Origin of the sequence: Gilliamella sp. B2911 (assembly GCF_026536965.1) — a bacterium.
Classification (GTDB): Bacteria; Pseudomonadota; Gammaproteobacteria; order Enterobacterales; family Orbaceae; genus Gilliamella; species Gilliamella apicola_E.
Genome location: NZ_JAFNNA010000006.1, coordinates 96,411 through 114,511, shown reverse-complemented (window position 1 = coordinate 114,511; position 18,101 = coordinate 96,411). Strand labels below are relative to the sequence as shown.

15 protein-coding genes are annotated in these 18,101 nt (G+C 34.8%); 7 read left to right on the top strand and 8 right to left on the bottom strand.

What is annotated here, in order from left to right:
- Position 1 precedes the first annotated feature (1 nt).
- Together J3U27_RS07125 and rhaB are read right to left on the bottom strand one after the other, a co-directional pair.
- Positions 2-1,255: an L-rhamnose isomerase gene (locus J3U27_RS07125; protein WP_065734588.1), complete on the bottom strand. Its 1,254-nt coding sequence runs from the start codon at positions 1,253-1,255 to the stop codon at positions 2-4.
- A 40-nt stretch (positions 1,256-1,295) separates the two neighbouring features.
- Positions 1,296-2,696, bottom strand: a complete 1,401-nt coding sequence (rhaB, locus tag J3U27_RS07120; protein ID WP_267377145.1) for a rhamnulokinase — start codon at positions 2,694-2,696, stop codon at positions 1,296-1,298.
- 210 nt (positions 2,697-2,906) lie between these two features.
- On the opposite strand from rhaB, the gene asd reads away from it, so the two are divergent.
- Together asd and mscM are read left to right on the top strand one after the other, a co-directional pair.
- Positions 2,907-3,755: an archaetidylserine decarboxylase gene (asd, locus tag J3U27_RS07115; RefSeq protein WP_267377144.1), complete on the top strand. Its 849-nt coding sequence runs from the start codon at positions 2,907-2,909 to the stop codon at positions 3,753-3,755.
- Between the two features lie 4 nt (positions 3,756-3,759).
- Entirely contained in the window at positions 3,760-6,378 is a 2,619-nt protein-coding gene (gene mscM / locus J3U27_RS07110; RefSeq protein WP_267330204.1) for a miniconductance mechanosensitive channel MscM, read from the top strand.
- On the opposite strand, the gene J3U27_RS07105 is transcribed toward mscM, so the two are convergent.
- Entirely contained in the window at positions 6,375-6,905 is a 531-nt protein-coding gene (locus tag J3U27_RS07105) for a DedA family protein (RefSeq protein WP_267330203.1), read from the bottom strand. The genes mscM and J3U27_RS07105 overlap by 4 nt on opposite strands.
- A 177-nt stretch (positions 6,906-7,082) precedes the next feature.
- On the opposite strand from J3U27_RS07105, the gene fdhD reads away from it, so the two are divergent.
- The 5 genes from fdhD to J3U27_RS07080 all read left to right on the top strand — a co-directional run bounded on the left by fdhD (position 7,083) and on the right by J3U27_RS07080 (position 13,034).
- The gene (gene fdhD, locus J3U27_RS07100; RefSeq protein WP_267377143.1) at positions 7,083-7,892 is read left to right on the top strand and encodes a formate dehydrogenase accessory sulfurtransferase FdhD; all 810 of its coding nucleotides are present in this window, start codon (positions 7,083-7,085) and stop codon (positions 7,890-7,892) included.
- A gap of 252 nt (positions 7,893-8,144) precedes the next feature.
- The gene (locus tag J3U27_RS07095) at positions 8,145-8,963 is read left to right on the top strand and encodes a purine-nucleoside phosphorylase (RefSeq protein WP_267352689.1); all 819 of its coding nucleotides are present in this window, start codon (positions 8,145-8,147) and stop codon (positions 8,961-8,963) included.
- A 47-nt stretch (positions 8,964-9,010) separates the two neighbouring features.
- Complete coding sequence (locus J3U27_RS07090) at positions 9,011-10,237, top strand: nucleoside permease (RefSeq protein ID WP_065562558.1); 1,227 nt, start codon at positions 9,011-9,013, stop codon at positions 10,235-10,237.
- 179 nt (positions 10,238-10,416) lie between these two features.
- Positions 10,417-11,310 carry an EamA family transporter gene (locus J3U27_RS07085; RefSeq protein WP_267342836.1) on the top strand — a complete coding sequence of 298 codons (894 nt, stop codon included), beginning with the start codon at positions 10,417-10,419 and terminating at the stop codon, positions 11,308-11,310.
- A 1,253-nt stretch (positions 11,311-12,563) separates the two neighbouring features.
- Positions 12,564-13,034, top strand: coding sequence for a hypothetical protein (locus J3U27_RS07080; RefSeq protein WP_065562560.1), 471 nt, complete (start codon positions 12,564-12,566; stop codon positions 13,032-13,034).
- An 82-nt stretch (positions 13,035-13,116) separates the two neighbouring features.
- On the opposite strand, the gene amtB is transcribed toward J3U27_RS07080, so the two are convergent.
- The 5 genes from amtB to purE form a co-directional block, all read right to left on the bottom strand.
- The gene (amtB, locus tag J3U27_RS07075; protein ID WP_065734595.1) at positions 13,117-14,397 is read right to left on the bottom strand and encodes an ammonium transporter AmtB; all 1,281 of its coding nucleotides are present in this window, start codon (positions 14,395-14,397) and stop codon (positions 13,117-13,119) included.
- 20 nt (positions 14,398-14,417) lie between these two features.
- The gene (glnK, locus tag J3U27_RS07070; RefSeq protein ID WP_065562562.1) at positions 14,418-14,756 is read right to left on the bottom strand and encodes a P-II family nitrogen regulator; all 339 of its coding nucleotides are present in this window, start codon (positions 14,754-14,756) and stop codon (positions 14,418-14,420) included.
- Positions 14,757-14,980: 224 nt separating this feature from the next.
- The gene (gene dgt / locus J3U27_RS07065; protein WP_267342837.1) at positions 14,981-16,459 is read right to left on the bottom strand and encodes a dGTPase; all 1,479 of its coding nucleotides are present in this window, start codon (positions 16,457-16,459) and stop codon (positions 14,981-14,983) included.
- 24 nt (positions 16,460-16,483) lie between these two features.
- Positions 16,484-17,542, bottom strand: a complete 1,059-nt coding sequence (purK, locus tag J3U27_RS07060) for a 5-(carboxyamino)imidazole ribonucleotide synthase (RefSeq protein ID WP_416380551.1) — start codon at positions 17,540-17,542, stop codon at positions 16,484-16,486.
- Positions 17,543-17,549: 7 nt separating this feature from the next.
- On the bottom strand, positions 17,550-18,050 hold the full coding sequence (gene purE / locus J3U27_RS07055) for a 5-(carboxyamino)imidazole ribonucleotide mutase (RefSeq protein WP_065562564.1): 501 nt from the start codon (positions 18,048-18,050) through the stop codon (positions 17,550-17,552).
- Positions 18,051-18,101 lie beyond the last annotated feature (51 nt).

Here is an 18,101-nt window from a genome sequence, read left to right as displayed (position 1 = left end):
CTTATGATCGTTTAGTTAAAACTGTTGTTTCATATTGACGAACTTCATCTAACCATCGGCTACCAACTGGTACGTCATTCAATAAACAGTACTGATCCCAAACTGCTTGCCAAGGTAATGATTTTTGTTCTTCGAGTAATGCTAGTCGTGAAGTAAAGTCACGATCGTGTTCATATTTTTTTAATTGTTCGGTAGGTTCTAATAGTGCTTTTAACAAGCATTTTTTCATGTTTCGCGTGCCAATTACCCAAGCGGCAATACGGTTTATAGAGGCATCAAAGAAATCTAAACCAATATGTACTCGGTCAAATAGTTTGTTTCGAATGATTTCACTCGCGATATTTTGAGTTTCATCATCAAAGAGCACTACGTGATCACTATCCCAACGCACTGGACGGCTAACATGTAGTAAGAGATGTTCAACAAAAGGCATTACGGCAGAAATTTTGTCTGAAATGACTTCAGTTGGATGGAAATGTCCAGCATCTAAACATAGTGCAGTTTTACGTGATGTAGCATAAGCGAGATAGAATTCATTTGATCCAGCAGTATAAGATTCAAGACCAATACCAAATAATTTACTTTCGACTGCATCAATGTGATATTTTTGATCAATCTTTTCTCGAATAATTTCATCCAATGATTCAACTAAATGTTGTCTTGGTGCAAATTTATCGACAGTAATGTCTTTCATTCCATCTGGTAGCCAGATATTCATGACTGATGGTGTACCTAATTCTTTACCAAAATATTCTGATACCTTACGACAAGCTTTTCCGTGATCTATCCAGAATTGACGAATTTCTGGATTAACATGAGTAAGAGTGCCTTCGTTACTCAAAGGGTGTGAAAAATATGTTGGATTGAAATCTAGACCAATCTGATGTTTTTTAGCCCATTTGACCCAATTGGCAAAGTGTTCTGGTTTGACTTCATTACGATCGACTTTTTGATCTGATTCTAAATAAGAAGCATGTAGATTTAATCGTTTTGGTCCTGGTATAAGGCTAAAGGCTTTATCTAAATCTGATCTTAATTCATCTGCATTACGAGCTTTCCCCGGATAATTACCTGTCGCTTGTATACCACCAGTTAATTCACCTTCTTGCTTTTCAAAACCAGCAACATCATCGCCTTGCCAGCAATGTACAGAAATCGGTAATTTTGCCATTGCTGCTATAGCAGCATCTGTATCCACACCGATTTCAGCAAATCTTGCTTTAGCGATCTGATAGGCATTTTCAATTGCGCTCATGAAATACTCCTTAATAAATATAAAATTTTTCTATAATTGGTTAATTACTTTTGGGTTGATAATATTTAGTGTCAAAATTCTGTGAAATGAGTTGTCTTAATGCGTTAACATCAGCAATTTCACCTAATGAAATTAACTGGTAACCCACATTGCCTAAGGCTGATGATTCAATGGGACCTGCGGTAACATTGACATTGCATAAGTCAGCACATAACTGGTTTAAAAAAGCATTTTGGCAACCACCACCGACAATATGTAATGTGTTAATTGGTTTACCACTTAGCATCGATAATTCGTTTAATACATCTCGATATAGATGTGCTAGGCTGTCAAAAATACATCTCACCAATTGAGGGAGATTTTTAGGCGCCTGACCAATGTTTTCTAAACATACCTGTTTGATGGTTTCTGTCATATCATCAGGATTTAGAAACCTTGGATCATTAGGATTAATGAGAAAAGCAAAAGGTTGCTCTTGTTTTGCCAATGTGATTAATTGATTGATATCTTTGACTTCGTGTTCAGAACAAACGCGTTGGAATAACCATAATCCCATGATGTTTTTTAACACTCGATAATTACCATCAACACCACCTTCATTGGTAATATTCGCTTTTAACGCTTCTTTTCCTGTGAAAGGTTGTTTAGATTCCAATCCCATAAGTGACCAAGTACCTGAACATAAATAAGCACTATGTTGGTCCATTAATGGCGCAGCAATAACAGCACTGGCAGTATCATGACTTGCAATTGCAATTACTGGAATACGATCTCCCTTGGCACTTTGCCAATATCCAACTTGGTTTCCGGGCATACAAATATCACCAAACCATTTACGTGGTATGCCTAGATAATCAAGTAGATCTTTGTCCCAAGTTTGAGTTGCAACATTAACAAGTTGGGTTGTGGTAGCATTGGTATATTCACGATTTAAAACACCGGTCAATCGATAAATTAGGTAATCAGGAATCATCATAAAATCAGATACTTGTGACAGCCAAGATGGTGATTCAAGCATCATAGCTTTGAGTTGATAGAGTGTATTGAAGGTTAAGAATTGAATTCCGGTTTTTTGATAAATATTTTCTGTTCCAATTTCATCTTGTACCTTTGACATGATATTGTCAGTACGATGATCACGATAAGAGTATGTCGGTCCGACGATTTGGCCTTGCTTGTCAAGCAATACATAATCAACGCCCCATGTATCTATACCAATACTATCGAGTTTGATTCCTTGTTGAATAATTTTGTTTAATCCATTTAAGATTTCTTGTTCTAAATAGTTCAAATCCCAACAAAAATTTTTACCATCACTTTTATACCCATTACTGAATCGGTGGATTTCTGTTAATGTAATTTTTTGAGATTGATAACTCGACAACATAACTCGGCCACTAGATGCACCTAAATCAATTGCAGCAATATATCTATCTGCCATTATAACTACCCTCAATTTTGCTAATGGGGATAGTCTAGAGAACTATTTTGATAGACACTTTTAATTGACTGCCATTGTTAGTGAAGTTTGGCAAAATTTTTAAAATGCTTGTGATCTTTGCCACAAAATATGAATTAAGTTGTGCTATTTATACTTTCAGAATAAATATTGATATAATGCATTATTTCGAAATTAATTTGAGAGCTATCTATGTTAAATCAGTTAAAAGCAATTATTCAGTATCTTCTTCCAAAACAATTATTAACTACCCTATTTGGTTGGTTAGCTAACAGACGTTTAGGAAAAGTCACTACATGGATGATTATCGGTTTTTGTAAATTATATAAAATCGATTTAAGTGAAGCTAAATTGACTGATGCTAAAGAGTACATAACGTTCAATGACTTTTTCGCTCGTGAGCTAAAAGAAGATGCGCGAACAATCGATGATTCGGCAAATAGTATTGTAATGCCAGCAGACGGGGTAATTAGTCAATTTGGTAACATTCAAGATAATCTTCTTTTGCAAGCTAAAGGACATTTTTATTCTTTAGAATCACTGCTTGCTTGTCATCCTGATATGATTAAGTTTTTTAAAAATGGATCTTTTGCGACTACCTACTTATCACCTAAAAACTACCATCGTTTTCATATGCCTTGTGATGGTATATTGCGTGAGATGATTTATGTTCCTGGCTCACTATTTTCAGTGAATAAAGCAACAACAGAAACTATTCCTAATATTTTTGCTCGAAATGAACGTGTAATTTGTCTATTTGAAACTGAATTTGGACCAATGGCACAAATTATGGTTGGGGCAACGATTGTAGGAAGTATTGAATTAAATTGGGAAGGCGTTATTACGCCTCCTCGTGACGGCATAATGAAACGTTGGACTTATTCTGGTCAGATTAAATTAGCGAAGGGTGAAGATATGGGTTGCTTTAAATTAGGTTCAACCGTTATTACGCTGTTTGCTTCAAATGCTGTTGAATTTGACAGCCATCTTAAACTTGGTGACGTTACTCGTGTAGGTCAAAAACTAGCTGAAAGGATCTAACTTTATGTTGATGCGTGGTTTTTTGGGTGGAATATTACTCCTTCTGTCTTGCTTTGCTTTTGCTGAAGAATCAATACCCAATATTGATAATGAAGATCAGCTTACCGAAGTTATTGCTAAGCTTAATGAAAAAAATGAAGATCTTCGTCAGAATATGGAGTATCAAAAAGCGCATTTAACCAGTATCATCAATGAACAAAATAATATTAATACCCAAATTTCCCATGTTCAAAATACGCTCGCAACCCTTGCTGAACAGGGTGAATGGTTAAGTTTTTCAACAGCATTAGGTGAAACCCTTCGCCAACAATTATTACGATTACCTGAAAAACCTAAATCACAACCCCTTGATGCTGAAATCGCAGAAGCCAAAGTTCAGCAACTCAATTATTCAAATACCTTAGCTAGGCTAGATAGTTACCCTACGTTACCAAGTAATTTGAATAATCTAAAATCAGCTAGTCAATATCGCCGTTTATTAAGAGAACAAAGTGAGCTCATCAAAACGTTGATTTCGGGTACTGATACCACGATTCTTGAACTAACTAAATTAAAAATATCGAATAAGCAACTAACCAATGCTATCGATGAGGTTAATGATGCTGCACACCGTTACTTTTTCTGGGTTGCTGACGTCAATCCCGTTTCATTAAGTTTTATTCTTGATTTAGCCAGAGATGTAGTTTATGTCACCGTTCAAATTGATACGCTGTCACAACTATATAATGCTGGTGTTGAAGTGCTTAGTGCGCCAAAACCACTGTTTTTCCTAGTATTATCTTTATTGTTTGTATTTGTACATTTCAAAATGCGAGGAAAATATAACGCTTTCTTAAATAAATCGGCGGCTCGGGTTGGTAAAGTCACCCAAGATAGTTATTCACTTACTTTGGAAGTGATTGTTTTGTCATTAATTATGGCATTGCCGGTTCCTATTTTATGGGCTGCTTTGGGTTATGCTCTTCAAATTAACTGGGATTATCCTGTAGCCGTTGCTCTAGGCTATGGCGTTAATGCAGCTGCTCCAATTTTGTGGGTGTTTATTATCACCGCGCATTTTGCGTCTCAAAATGGGCTATTTATTACTCATTTTGGATGGTCAAAGAAAAATGTCCGTCAAGCTATGAAATATTATCAACTGTCGGTTTGGGTGGTTATCCCTTTAGTAATGGTAGTAATGAGCTTTGATCAGTTTAACAATCGTCAATTTGCAGCAACTATCGGTCGAACTGCGTTCATTATTCTCTGTTTTGCACTCGTATTTATGACTAATTCTATTCATCGCGCTGGAGTTCCACTTTATATCGATAAAAAAGGATCTGGCGATAATTTATTAAGTCATATTCTGTGGTTTGTGTTGTTGAGTGCACCATGGTTAGCCATTATTGCTGCTTGTTTAGGTTATTTATCGACAGCTGAAGTGTTATTAGGACGATTAGAAGCTTCGGTCATTATCTGGTTTGGCTTGTTAGTGGTCTATTTTATGATACGCCGTTGGATGTGGATACAAAAACGACGAATTGAATTTGAACGTACAAAACAACGTCGATTAGAACGTATGCAGCGCGCTAAAGGAATTGAAGAAGATCTCACCCCATTAAATGATAATATGGATGAACCTGTTATCGACTTAGATGTGATCAGTGCCCAATCATTACAACTAGTCAGGTCAATTATTATGCTAATTGCTTTAATTAGTATGATTTTACTTTGGTCTGAACTTCATTCCGCTTTTGCCTTTATGAATAATATCAAGCTATGGGGAACAAGTACCATTATTAATGGCAACGAAATTGAACAACATATTACCCTAGGTGCTGTCTGTATCGCGATCTTGGTTATGACCATTACTGTTCAGTTAGTAAAAAACTTACCTGCGCTGCTTGAGTTAGGCATTTTACAACATTTAGACCTCGCACCCGGCACTGGATATGCCATTTCAACCGTATCAAAATATATTATTTTGATGGTTGGTTGTATGATTGCTTTTTCATTTATCGGGATTGATTGGTCTAAGATTCAGTGGTTAATAGCGGCATTAGGTGTTGGTTTAGGATTTGGTTTACAAGAGATTTTTGCTAACTTTATTTCTGGCTTAATTATTCTGTTTGAAAAACCGGTAAGAATTGGCGATACCGTAACTATTCGTGATTTAACAGGTAATATTACCAAAATTAATACTCGTGCAATAACGATTGTTGATTGGGATCGTAAAGAAATTGTTATGCCAAATAAGGCTTTTATTACTGAACAATTGGTCAACTGGTCTTTATCTGACTCAATTACTCGTATTGTGTTAACTATACCCGCTACGATTGATGCCGATAGTGAACTGGTTATGAAGCTATTACAACAAGTTTCAGAGGAGTGTGAATTTGTTCTTAACGATCCTGAACCGCAAGTTTTTTTAGTGGATATTCAAGAAGGTATTCAATTATTTGAGCTACGTGTTTTTGCAGCTGAAATGGGACATCGTATGAAATTACGTAGCTCAATACAGAAATTGATTCTTGAAGCTTATCGCCAACATAATTTGACATTGCCATTCCCACCTTTACAAACCAATTTAGAAGCGCTTGGTCGCAAAAGTGGGCGTCGTAGTTATACAATTGGTACTATTTAACCAAACAAGGTTTCTAACCATGGCACCCCAAATGCACCGGGTGCCAATAAAACAAATGCCCAGATTGGTGCTGAAGCAATATTGGCGATATTGAATTTTGTTGCTGGCATATGCATTGTTCCTGCAATTAATGGAACGATTGCACGCAATGGTCCAAAGAATCGACCAATAAACACGCCGAAAGTACCGTATCTCTGGAAAAATTGTTCAGCACGAAATATCATTTTTGGGTATTTATTTAAAGGCCATGAAGAGATTACCTGTTGGTGATAATGTTTACCTAACCAATAAGAGATAAAATCCCCTACAATGGCACCTAATGATGCCGATATCAAAACAGGAACAAATGAGATCACCCCTGTTCCCACTAATGCTCCTGCACCTAATAAAATTGCTGTAGCAGGTACCAGCAATGAAATAATCGCTAATGACTCGCCAAACGCTAATATGAAAATAATTGGCAATGCCCAAATTTGATGATGCTCAATAAATTGCATAATAGTATGCGTAATCTCATTTAATGACATAATTTTTTAGCTTCTATTTTTTTAGAATAACTCATTTTAACACAACAAAAGCAGTATAGTTCGACTAATCATTGGTAGAAACTAACAAAAGTAATAAGTTAAATGACAGGCTTTTTATTGATATCAACCTCAGTTATTATAATTGGAATTAAATTGCTAATAATGATGAGACATACCATGACAGTAGGCATTGAAAAATGTAATGTGAATAAATTTAAACAAGGTCAATTACAACCATTGCAAGAAGATACTGTCGCAATTGAAAAACCTGTTGCGCTTATTTATAACGGTATTTCTCACGTGGTAATGATGGCAACACCCAAAGATCTTAATTATTTTGCTATTGGCTTTTCATTAACAGAAAAAATCATCGAGTCTGTTGATGAAATTTATGGTATTGAGATCATCGATACTAAGCAAGGCATTGAAGTCCATATTGAGCTATCTTCACGACGTTTTATGCAATTAAAAGAAAAACGTCGAAATTTAACTGGTAGAAGTGGCTGTGGAATTTGTGGTACCGAACAGATAGAGCAAGTTTGCCAGTTTATTCCCCCCCTTTCTTTGAACGATAAAATTCATCTTTCTGATTTTGAACAGTCCCTTAATTATCTGAAGAAGGTTCAAACTGTGGGCAGCCAAACTGGTTGTACCCATGCTGCGGTATGGTTAGATTTAAACGGTAATTTTATTGTTGGATTTGAAGATGTGGGTAGGCATGTCGCTTTAGATAAGCTATTAGGCTATCGTGCCACATTTCTACGAAAACATAATGAAAATTTAAAAGGGGTAATTCTTGTTTCAAGTCGGGCAAGTTATGAAATAGTACAAAAAACAGCCCGTTGTGGAGTCGAGATCCTCTTTGCCGTTTCAGCAGCAACTTCTATGGCGATTGAACAAGCTAAACAGTGTCAGTTAACATTAGTTGGATTTTTTAGAGATACTCAAGGTGTTATTTATTCTACTAAAGAACGTATTCTCAAATAATATGCAGTTTTTATTTAAATTAATTAAAAATTAATCGATATTAATTATCACAATAAAAACAATATATTAACTTTTTTATACGAAGATATCTCATTCCACGTCTTTCTTTATTGGTCGAAGATCATCATAATATACGCTAAAAATAAAAATGACTTTGTTTTTATTATAGATTACGTGAACTTTTTCTATTTATGATTTTGATCACACAGTTTTATCAATTAAGTAGCTACTAAAATTTGAAAGGATAGTGTTATGCATCAAACAGCAGATATTCAACAAGCAGTTAACTATATTCAACAACACACAGACAAAAAACCAACAATCGGGATTATACTTGGATCAGGTTTAGGTCCTTTTGCCGATACTCTTGAAGATGCCATTCATATTCCTTATGACAATATCCCTCACTTTGCTAAATCTGCTGCTGTTGGCCATGCAAATGAATTAGTGATTGGTAAATGCGGTGATAAGACTGTTGTCGCAATGAAAGGCCGTTTTCATTACTATGAAGGTTTTTCATTAGATCAAGTTACCTTCCCTGTGCGTGTAATGAAAATGCTAGGCGTTGAAAAACTAATCATTACCAATGCTTGTGGCGCAGTCAATACTAGCTTTAAGCCAGGGGATTTAATGATAATCACTGATCACATTAACTTAACAGCCAATAATCCATTAATGGGGCCAAATAATCCTGAATTAGGGGTTCGCTTTTTGGATGTAAGCGAAGTTTATAATAAGCAATTAAGAGCAACAGTTAGCGAAGTAGCCAAGGAACTAAATATCACATTACAACAAGGTGTTTATGCTTGGTGGACAGGCCCAACTTATGAAACCCCAGCAGAAATCAGAATGATCCGTACCCTTGGTGCTGATGCGGTTGGTATGTCTACGGTTCCTGAAGCAATTATTGCTCATCACTCTGGCATTAAAACTATCGGTATTTCATGTTTAACTAATATGGCTTGTGGCATTTTAGATCAACCTTTAGGGCATGAAGAAGTGATTGAAACAGCTGAACGCGTTAAATCAACTTTCTTACAATTGATAACTAAAACAATTGCGCGTTTTTAATTTGTATAATTTCATATCAGCAGTTCACTTTATTTTGGATATAAATAATGAACATGAAGCATAGATTACAAGTAATGATGTTTTTTCAATATTTTATTTGGGGAAGCTGGTTGACAACTTTTGGTATTTATTTAATCAATACGTTGCATTTCTCTGGTGCAGAAGTCGGTCTGGTTTATAGCACTAAAGGCTTTGCGGCATTATTTATGCCGTTTATTATTGGAATAATTGCGGATAAATTTATTCCACCAAAATACTTATTTATGCTTTGCCATACTGTTTGTGCTATTGCACTATTTTATGCGGCAACCGCAACAACACCAATTCAACTTTATTGGTTGATGCTTATCAATGCAATGGCTTTTATGCCAACAATTGCATTATCTAATTCAATTAGTTATCACTGTTTAGATAAAAGCAATTTAGACTCTGTTACCGTTTTTCCAAAAATTCGTGTTTTTGGGACAATAGGCTTTATTATTGCTATGTGGACAATCAGTTTACTAAAATTCGATATTAGTAATGCACAGCTCTATATTGCTTGTGGTGCGTCTGTGATTTTGGTCATCTACAGTGCGACTTTACCTGATATTAAAGTCATCGCTAATCAACAACAATCATGGATTTCACGCCTTGGCTTAGATGCGTTTGTATTATTGAAAAACCCAGTAATGTCGATATTTTTTCTCTTTTCGATGCTATTAGGGGCTATATTACAAATCACCAACACCTTCGGTGGAGCATTTTTAAAAGATTTTGGTAGAATCCCAGAATTTCAAGATAGCGTGATTGTACAACATCCAGCAATATTATTATCAGTGTCACAAATGGCTGAAGTTGCCTTCATTTTGACGATCCCATTTTTTCTCAAGAAATTTGGAATCAAAAAAGTCATAATAATCAGCTTAATCGCTTGGACACTTAGATTTGGCTTTTTTGCCTATGGTGATCCAACGCCATTTGGTTTTGTATTATTGATGTTATCAATGATTGTATATGGTTGTGCTTTTGACTTCTTTAATATTTCAGGCTCTATCTTTATTGAGAAAGAAGTTAACTCTAATATACGTGCGAGTGCCCAAGGGCTATTTATGACGATGGTTAATGGTATTGGTGCGATTATAGGTTCTTTTATCAGTGGTTTTGTCGTTGATATCAATACTCATGATGGATTAAAAGATTGGCACTCAATATGGTTAATTTTTGCGGCTTACGCATTAATTTTAGGTTTTGTTTTTTATTTTACCTTTAATTATAAACAATCTGCGAAGTAACATCTTATCAATATAAATAAGGGATACATCGTCCCTTATTTATCCTCTGTTTTTTTTGAGTATTACCATACCGTAAAAAATAGTGACATAAAGCCGCAAGATATAGCTTGTCGGCTATGATTGTTTTATGCGCCAATTATTGGCGATAAATATAGTTTTAAAAGTAATGAGATTTTAGTATGAAAGAAAAATTTTTTGGTGGTTTATTAGTTTTTTTAGGTGCATGTAGTTTTGGCGTTCTCTCTTCTATTGTAAAAACCGCTTATCAATCAGGTTATACCCTAGGACAAGTTACTGGTGTTCAATGTTTTTTAGGTATGTTGATATTATGGGGGATCCATCTGATTGTAAAAACGCTCAAACAACCAAAGATTAAAAATAAAAAAACATTAACCCCAAAATGGAAAGTATGTGCAGTAGGTATATTTCCCGGATTAGTGGGTATTTGCTATTATCAATGTGTACAGTTGGTGCCAGCATCAATTGCGATTATTTTGCTTATGCAATACTTATGGATTAGTGTCATTATTGATTTTGTTATTTTTAAAAATAGACCTTCACCACTTCAATTAGTCACAGTCGTTATCATAATTGTTGGTAGTTGTTTTGCTGCTGGTCTTTTTAATCAAGCTATTGAATTAAATTTAACAGGTTGTTTATTTGGTTTTCTAGCAGCGCTTATGTATTCGCTTTTTATTACAACTAGTAGCAATATCGGCAATGAATTACCAAAATTAGAGAAAAGTGCCTTGATGATAACCGGTGCTTGTATTGTGACTTTCTGTATTTTTCCGCCACTATTTTTCTTTGAACTCAGTATTGACGATAAAATTTATCAACTCGGATTTTTATTGGCCTTATTAGGTACGGTCTTACCCCCTTTTCTATTTTCAGTCGGTATGCCTAAAATCGGCATTTCGCTGAGTGCGATTTTATCCGCTGCAGAACTGCCTGTAGCTGTAACCTGCTCTTATTTTTATTTAAAAGAATCGGTCTATTTGAATCAATGGATTGGAGTAGTGATTATTTTGTTTGCAATCGCCTTACCAAATCTAAAACATTTAAAGAAATAATATTCAATAAATTAAGTGTGGTTATCCACACTTAATTATCTTCAAACAGATCTTGTACTTAACTTTTTAACCAATAGTCTAAATATTCTTTACAGGATTCTTTTGTTACTCACAAATATTATAACGTTAAGCATAGGCTGTTTTTATCTATCGTGGAGATACAATAAGTTACCCTGATCCCCATTATTTTATCTTGAAGAATATTTGACGTGATAACAATTAGTATATTGTAATAATTTTGAGCTCAAAATCGCTCGAGTGAAAAGAGCAAAAAAAATAATCAGAATGCCAATAATATTTTTCACCGTTATTCTGCCCATTAAAATAATGAAATGTTTAAATAATCTCGCTAAATTAAATTAACAATATATCATTTATCAAATACTGGACAAAAATATAAAAAAATACTAGTATTTAATAACCTGAAAAACAGTAATGTTATTGATAAAATAGTTTATGTTTTTTAAGGTATTTTTTACATCTTTAAAATAAAGTCTTTACCGAGGTTGATACATTTTGTTATTTAGTTTATTTAGTTAAATAAAGTAGAAATGAAGTAATATTATCTTTTGGTATTTAAAAATTTATTGATCGTCCCAATATAAAGTAATATATTTTTATCTTAAAAATATTTTTCATCACCAAGAGTTAATTATTTTCTAAAAATATTTTCTAGTAGAGTAATAACGAAAGAGTTTAAGTCCGATATACGATAAATTAGTAGTTGAGTTTATCCCTTTTATTGCAAACATTTTCAAGAAGATTTGATACTTCTTAAATGGACTTATATCAACCAATGATTGGATTGAGGTATCAATATGCCCCCTAATCTATATTCTAAGACAAATATTTTATCAAGATGAATAGCTTGACTGAGTGATAAATGTTTAGTTGTAAGAAGTCTTATTTATTTTAATCCAGATAGAGTTTATTTAGTTAATCTTTGATTTGTAGATCATAATTGGTATTTTTTTAATTAGTTTTTTCAAAATATTATGGAGGGTACTGAAAAAATAGCCGGTTTAAATAAGCTAGTAATTAGTCTGATAGGCTTATAGTAATCGTATGGTCTTTTTTGTAAAAAAAACACAAGTTTTAATAGTCAGTAGTAAATAGCAGTATTTTAAAAATCTTAATTGATTTTTATTTATAAACATAAAGTTATACAGATATACAGATATACCTTGGCAATGAGTGTTTATTATCAAATTTATTGTTCTATTTTTACCCTGAATTAAAAAGGAAGTTACAGAATGAAGACATATAAAAAGCCATTATTTACCTTAGTGCACAGTAATGATGCTATTCCTGAACACAAAACTTTAGCTTATTTAGATTCAACATTAAATGATTATACCGATCACATCGACGAAATTATTGGTTTACGTATCAAGGAGTTAAAGCTACACCATTCTGAATACAGGGAACATCATAATGACACTAATAAGAAATCAGGTTTTTCATTTATTTTCCCTGAAATATTTGAATCAGAACACCATAAAAAACAGATTGGCATGTTAAAAGAAGAGATGTTAATTGCCAAAGAGTCCAATAAAGTTATGGAATTACTTAGTGATCGTTTAAAAGAATTTGCCAAATTTTACCCAGAAATACAACTTAATTTAAATAATGTTCAACTATTACCAACTAAATTTAAAGAGTACCTTTTTGCTCCACCTTTAGTCTTAACCGAAGATAATGCAATTATGCTTTGGGATGACTAGAAAAAAACTTAACAATAATTAATAAGCTAAAAATCTACAGTAGTAACATACTGTAGATTTTTTTTATTTATAGTTTTATATATTAACTATTAAATGCGCTTTCTCCGTGACTATTAATATCAAGTCCTTCACGTTCATATTCTTCTGAAACACGTAAACCAACTGTAATATCAGCGATTTTATAAGCAATGAAGGCAATAATTGCAGTCCAAATTACACAGGTAATCACACTCATTAATTGTATGCCAACTTGGCTAGCCATAGTAACGCCTTCGGCAAAGCCTATACCACCCAGTGATTCGGAGGTAAATACTCCAGTTAATATACAGCCAACAATACCACACACGCCATGAACGCCAAATACGTCGCAAGTATCATCTACTTTTAAGACTCTTTTTAAAGATGATACGCCCCATACTCCTGCAAAACCACAAGCAAGCCCAATTAACATTGCTCCACCAACACCAACAAAGCCAGCAGCAGGTGTTACACCAACTAATCCAGCTATTACACCCGATGCAGCGCCTAAACATGATGGTTTGCCACGTAGTATCCATTCGGCAATGGTCCAGGCGAGTACAGCTGCGGCTGTTGCAGCTACGGTATTGATAAAGGCTAGTCCAGCGATTTCGTCAGCGTGTGTTGATGATCCTGCATTGAATCCAAACCAACCAATATATAATATTGCGGCCCCTAAATAAACATAAGGTAGGTTGAATGGTTTTAATGGTTCACGGTTATAGCCAATACGGCTTTTAAGCATATAAGCACCTAATAGACCGGCAACAGCTGCATTGATGTGCACAACGGTTCCGCCAGCGAAATCCAATGCACCTTCATCACCAAGGATACCACCACCCCATACCATATGAGCCATTGGAATATAGGAAAAAGTAAACCATAACACCATAAAGATAAGGACAGCTGAAAAACGGACTCTTTCAGCAAACGCACCTAAGATTAAACAACAAGTAATACAAGCAAATGAACCTTGGAATGCAATCCAAATTAGTTCGTAAATCGAACCTGAAATATCAGTAATACCAACATTAACCAATAAGAATTGCTCAAAATTGCCGAAAAACCAGTTACCTTCACCAAATGCTAATGAATACCCATAAGTAATCCATAATACAGCAATTAAAGAAAAGGTGACTAAGACTTGCGATAACATGGATAACACATTTTTAGATCGTAATAATCCGCCATAAAAAAATGCTATACCAGGCACAGACATAAATAACACTAATGCAGTACAAATCATCATAAAACCATTATCGGCTTTATCCGCAATTTCCACTTCGTCGGCAAAGACTGGACTGGCTAAAACTAAACTTAAAGAGAGAATAATTTTCTTCAACATAATGATATCCTTATTGATAGTTATAGTGCTGACTCATCAGTCTCGCCGGTACGAATTCGAACTACGTGTTCTAATGGCGTAACAAATATTTTGCCATCACCTATTTTTCCGGTATACGCAGCTTTTGTAATGGTGTTAATGACTTCATCAAGTAATTCATCGCTAATGGCTAACTCTATTTTTACTTTTGGTAAAAAGTTAACATTGTATTCAGCGCCTCGGTACAGTTCGGCGTGACCTTTTTGTCGGCCAAAACCTTTAACTTCAGTAACAGTTAAACCAGTAACACCTATATTGGATAGTGATTCCCTAACCTCTTCTAATTTAAAAGGCTTAATAACTACAGTGACAAATTTCATCCATTACTCCTTATAACTATTAATCTTATTAAAGTTAATGCAAAGGGCGTGCCAAAAATTAAAAAGAGGGTGATTAATATTGTGAAATACTTAAAATGAGTAAAGGTTATTAGTTGCTATTTAAAAAAAGTTGAGGAACGGGGTTTTTGACGCTAAAAATAGCCTCATTGTCGCACTAATATGGTGCTTGTGCTTATTTTTGGTGCTGTTTTAAATGTGCCAAATTAGAATGTTACCATTAATTTTCGATATTCATCATAAGCAAAATGGTCAGTCATACCGCTGATATAATCTTGAATTAAGCGACAACGATAGTAAAATTCCCAACAATCAAAGTGTTGATTGTCTATCTGCTCAAGTGCTTGTTGATAAGCTACGCAATGTTTTGCTGATAGTTTGTGATACAACCGAGTTTCGATAGGATATTTTTTGTGATTACCTGTTTTGACTAATTTTATAAAATCATCAGTAGGCATAGCTAAAAGTGGGCTGTAGATCTCTAGCAATCCAGTAATGATTCGGTAACCTTGCAGTTCGATATTTTCAACCGTTTCATGGTTAAAGATGTGTTCAAAGCCAACTGTTTTGAAGATACTAAGTAATTTATATTCCGCACCATGATCTTCAAGTAGAGCATGATTAAAGGAACCATGATAAATTGCTTCGATGTTTTCGATAAATCGTTCAGCTGCATGAGGTACGAGTTGACCAATGGTATTTACTCGCAGATACATAAAAAACTGGTCGATACCTATCGCTTCAAATTCATTCTTTTTCAAATTTTCATAAGGGCGATTCACAACTTCATCAAATAAATCACCTTTTTTAACGGGTCCCCATGCTTCTTTTAAATAATGATAAAGCTGCTGAACAGTTAAAATTTTCTTTTCTACAGCATCTTCAAGATCGGCGATACAGTAGGAAATATCATCTGCTGCTTCCATAATATAAGTAAGCGGATAACGATGGAAAGGTTGGATATCAAGTTGTTCCGAAAGTGTTTTAATAAAAGACTCTTCAGATAGATAATACCCAGGTTTTTTCATTAAGTAATTAAATTCATCAGGTATAGGATCAGACCAATAAGCTGGTTTCGAATATTTAAGAATTGACGCAATTTGCGAGTAAGTTAAATTGAGTCGTAAAATCGTATGAACTAATCGAATCGCTTGTGCATTACCCTCAAAATTAGAGAGATCTTGGCGTATTTTTAATTTTAATGATTGAGTTGATTTATCATCAGTATCCTGAATATTAAGCACTGAGTAGCATGACGTTTTATCTATACCTAAACGCATACCAAACCAATGATTGATTGCCGCTTCACCAAAGTGACCAAAAGGTGGATTACCTATATCATGCATTAAACATGCCATTTCAACTAGGCTTTCAATTGACATAACTGAATTTTCAAGGCCAAAGGCTTTTAATTGTCCAGATTTATTAAGTCGATAAATAATCTCTTTTACAATATAACGACCAACTTGTTGTACTTCCATTGAATGAGTAAGGCGTGTTCGAACGACAGAATTACGCTCTAATGGAAATACTTGTGTTTTTTGTTGTAAACGCCTAATGGCAGCAGAATTAAGGATGCGACCACGATCACTTTCGAAAAAGCGTAAAACCGAGTAATCATCAAATGCTTCACGCGGTTTACTTGCATATCGTTGATAATTAATTTTTTTACTAAAGTCGATCATATCGCAGTCCCTTGATTTAATCAGCTATAATTTTTGTTTTGCCCACGCTATTGGTTGACTATATTTCGCTGGTAATAAAAAGGATAATTGGTTTAATGCTTCAATTAATTTTGGACTATAGTTATGAGTTAGGTTGATGTGTCCAACTTTTCGCCCTTCTCTTACTTCTTTTTCATACCAGTGTAGATGCGCTAAATCAACTGATAACCATTTGACATTAAAATCTGTTCCAATCAAATTCACCATGACCGATGGGCAAAAAACATCCGGTTTAGGCATTGGTAGTCCTAAAATTGCCCTTAAGTGTAATTCGAATTGGCTAATAGATGCCCCATTTTGGGTCCAATGCCCGCTATTATGTACTCTTGGCGCTAATTCATTAATTAGTAAGTTATCCCCAATAACAAAACATTCCATCGCCATAACGCCTACATAATTGAGTTTATGCATGATGCTTGAAAGCATCTGTTCAGCTTTATTCTGCAATGTATTATTTTTACTAGGAATGGCAACACTCATTTTTAAAATGCCATCTTGATGGAAATTATTTGTTAATGGATAAAAGACAGTTTCACCTTTGGCATTTCTGGCACCAACTAGTGATAGCTCTTCTTCAAAAGGAATGGCTTGTTCAACAATAGCATGTTGATAAACATCGTCTGGAATCGAATCGTGAGCAGTTATGCGCCATTGGCCTCGACCATCATAGCCACCTGTTCGACGTTTTACGATTAATAAATCACCCAAATTTTTAAATAAATTCGGCCAATCATTTTCATTATTAAGCGGGTACCATTTAGCCGTAGGTAAGTTAAGCTCATCAAGTAACTGCTTTTGACTTAAACGATCTGCTATTATTGGAAATACATCTCGATTAATGAAGTGGGGGTGGCTCGCTAAGAGTTGAGTAAATGTTGTTTCGGGCCAACGCTCAATTTCAGCAGTAATGACTGAACTTTGGTAAGGGATGGTTGCAGGATCAACATCCAAGCCAACTGGATAGACATGGATTCCTAAAGGTTCACCAGCTTGTCTAAGCATTCGTCCTAGCTGGCCATTTCCTAAAACACAAACAGATTGCATTGTCATATTAAATATCGACTCTCGGATCAGGATTATTCAAAACTTCATCAGTTTGACTCAATCGCCAATTTGATAAACGTAGATAGATCTCTGGGTTATGCAATGCCAGAATTTGTGCAGCTAATAAAGCTGCATTTGCCGCTCCAGCTTTACCTATAGCTAAAGTACCAACAGGAATACCTTTAGGCATTTGTACGATAGAATAAAGGCTATCAATACCACTAAGCGCTGCACTTTGTACTGGAACACCTAACACTGGTACTAGTGTTTTCGCCGCTAACATACCAGGTAAATGCGCAGCCCCACCTGCTCCAGCTATGATCACATCAAAACCTCGTGATTTGGCATTTTGCGCAAATTCAAACAATTTATCGGGTGTTCGGTGTGCAGAAACAATTTCGACATGATAAGCAATGGTTAAAGTATCTAAGATATCCGCAGCATGTTGCATGGTACTCCAATCACTTTTCGAGCCCATTACAATGGCAATTTTAGGTTGAGTATGCATAAACGTTTATAGGAAGATATAAAATATTAAGTGTTCAAAGTATACACTAAA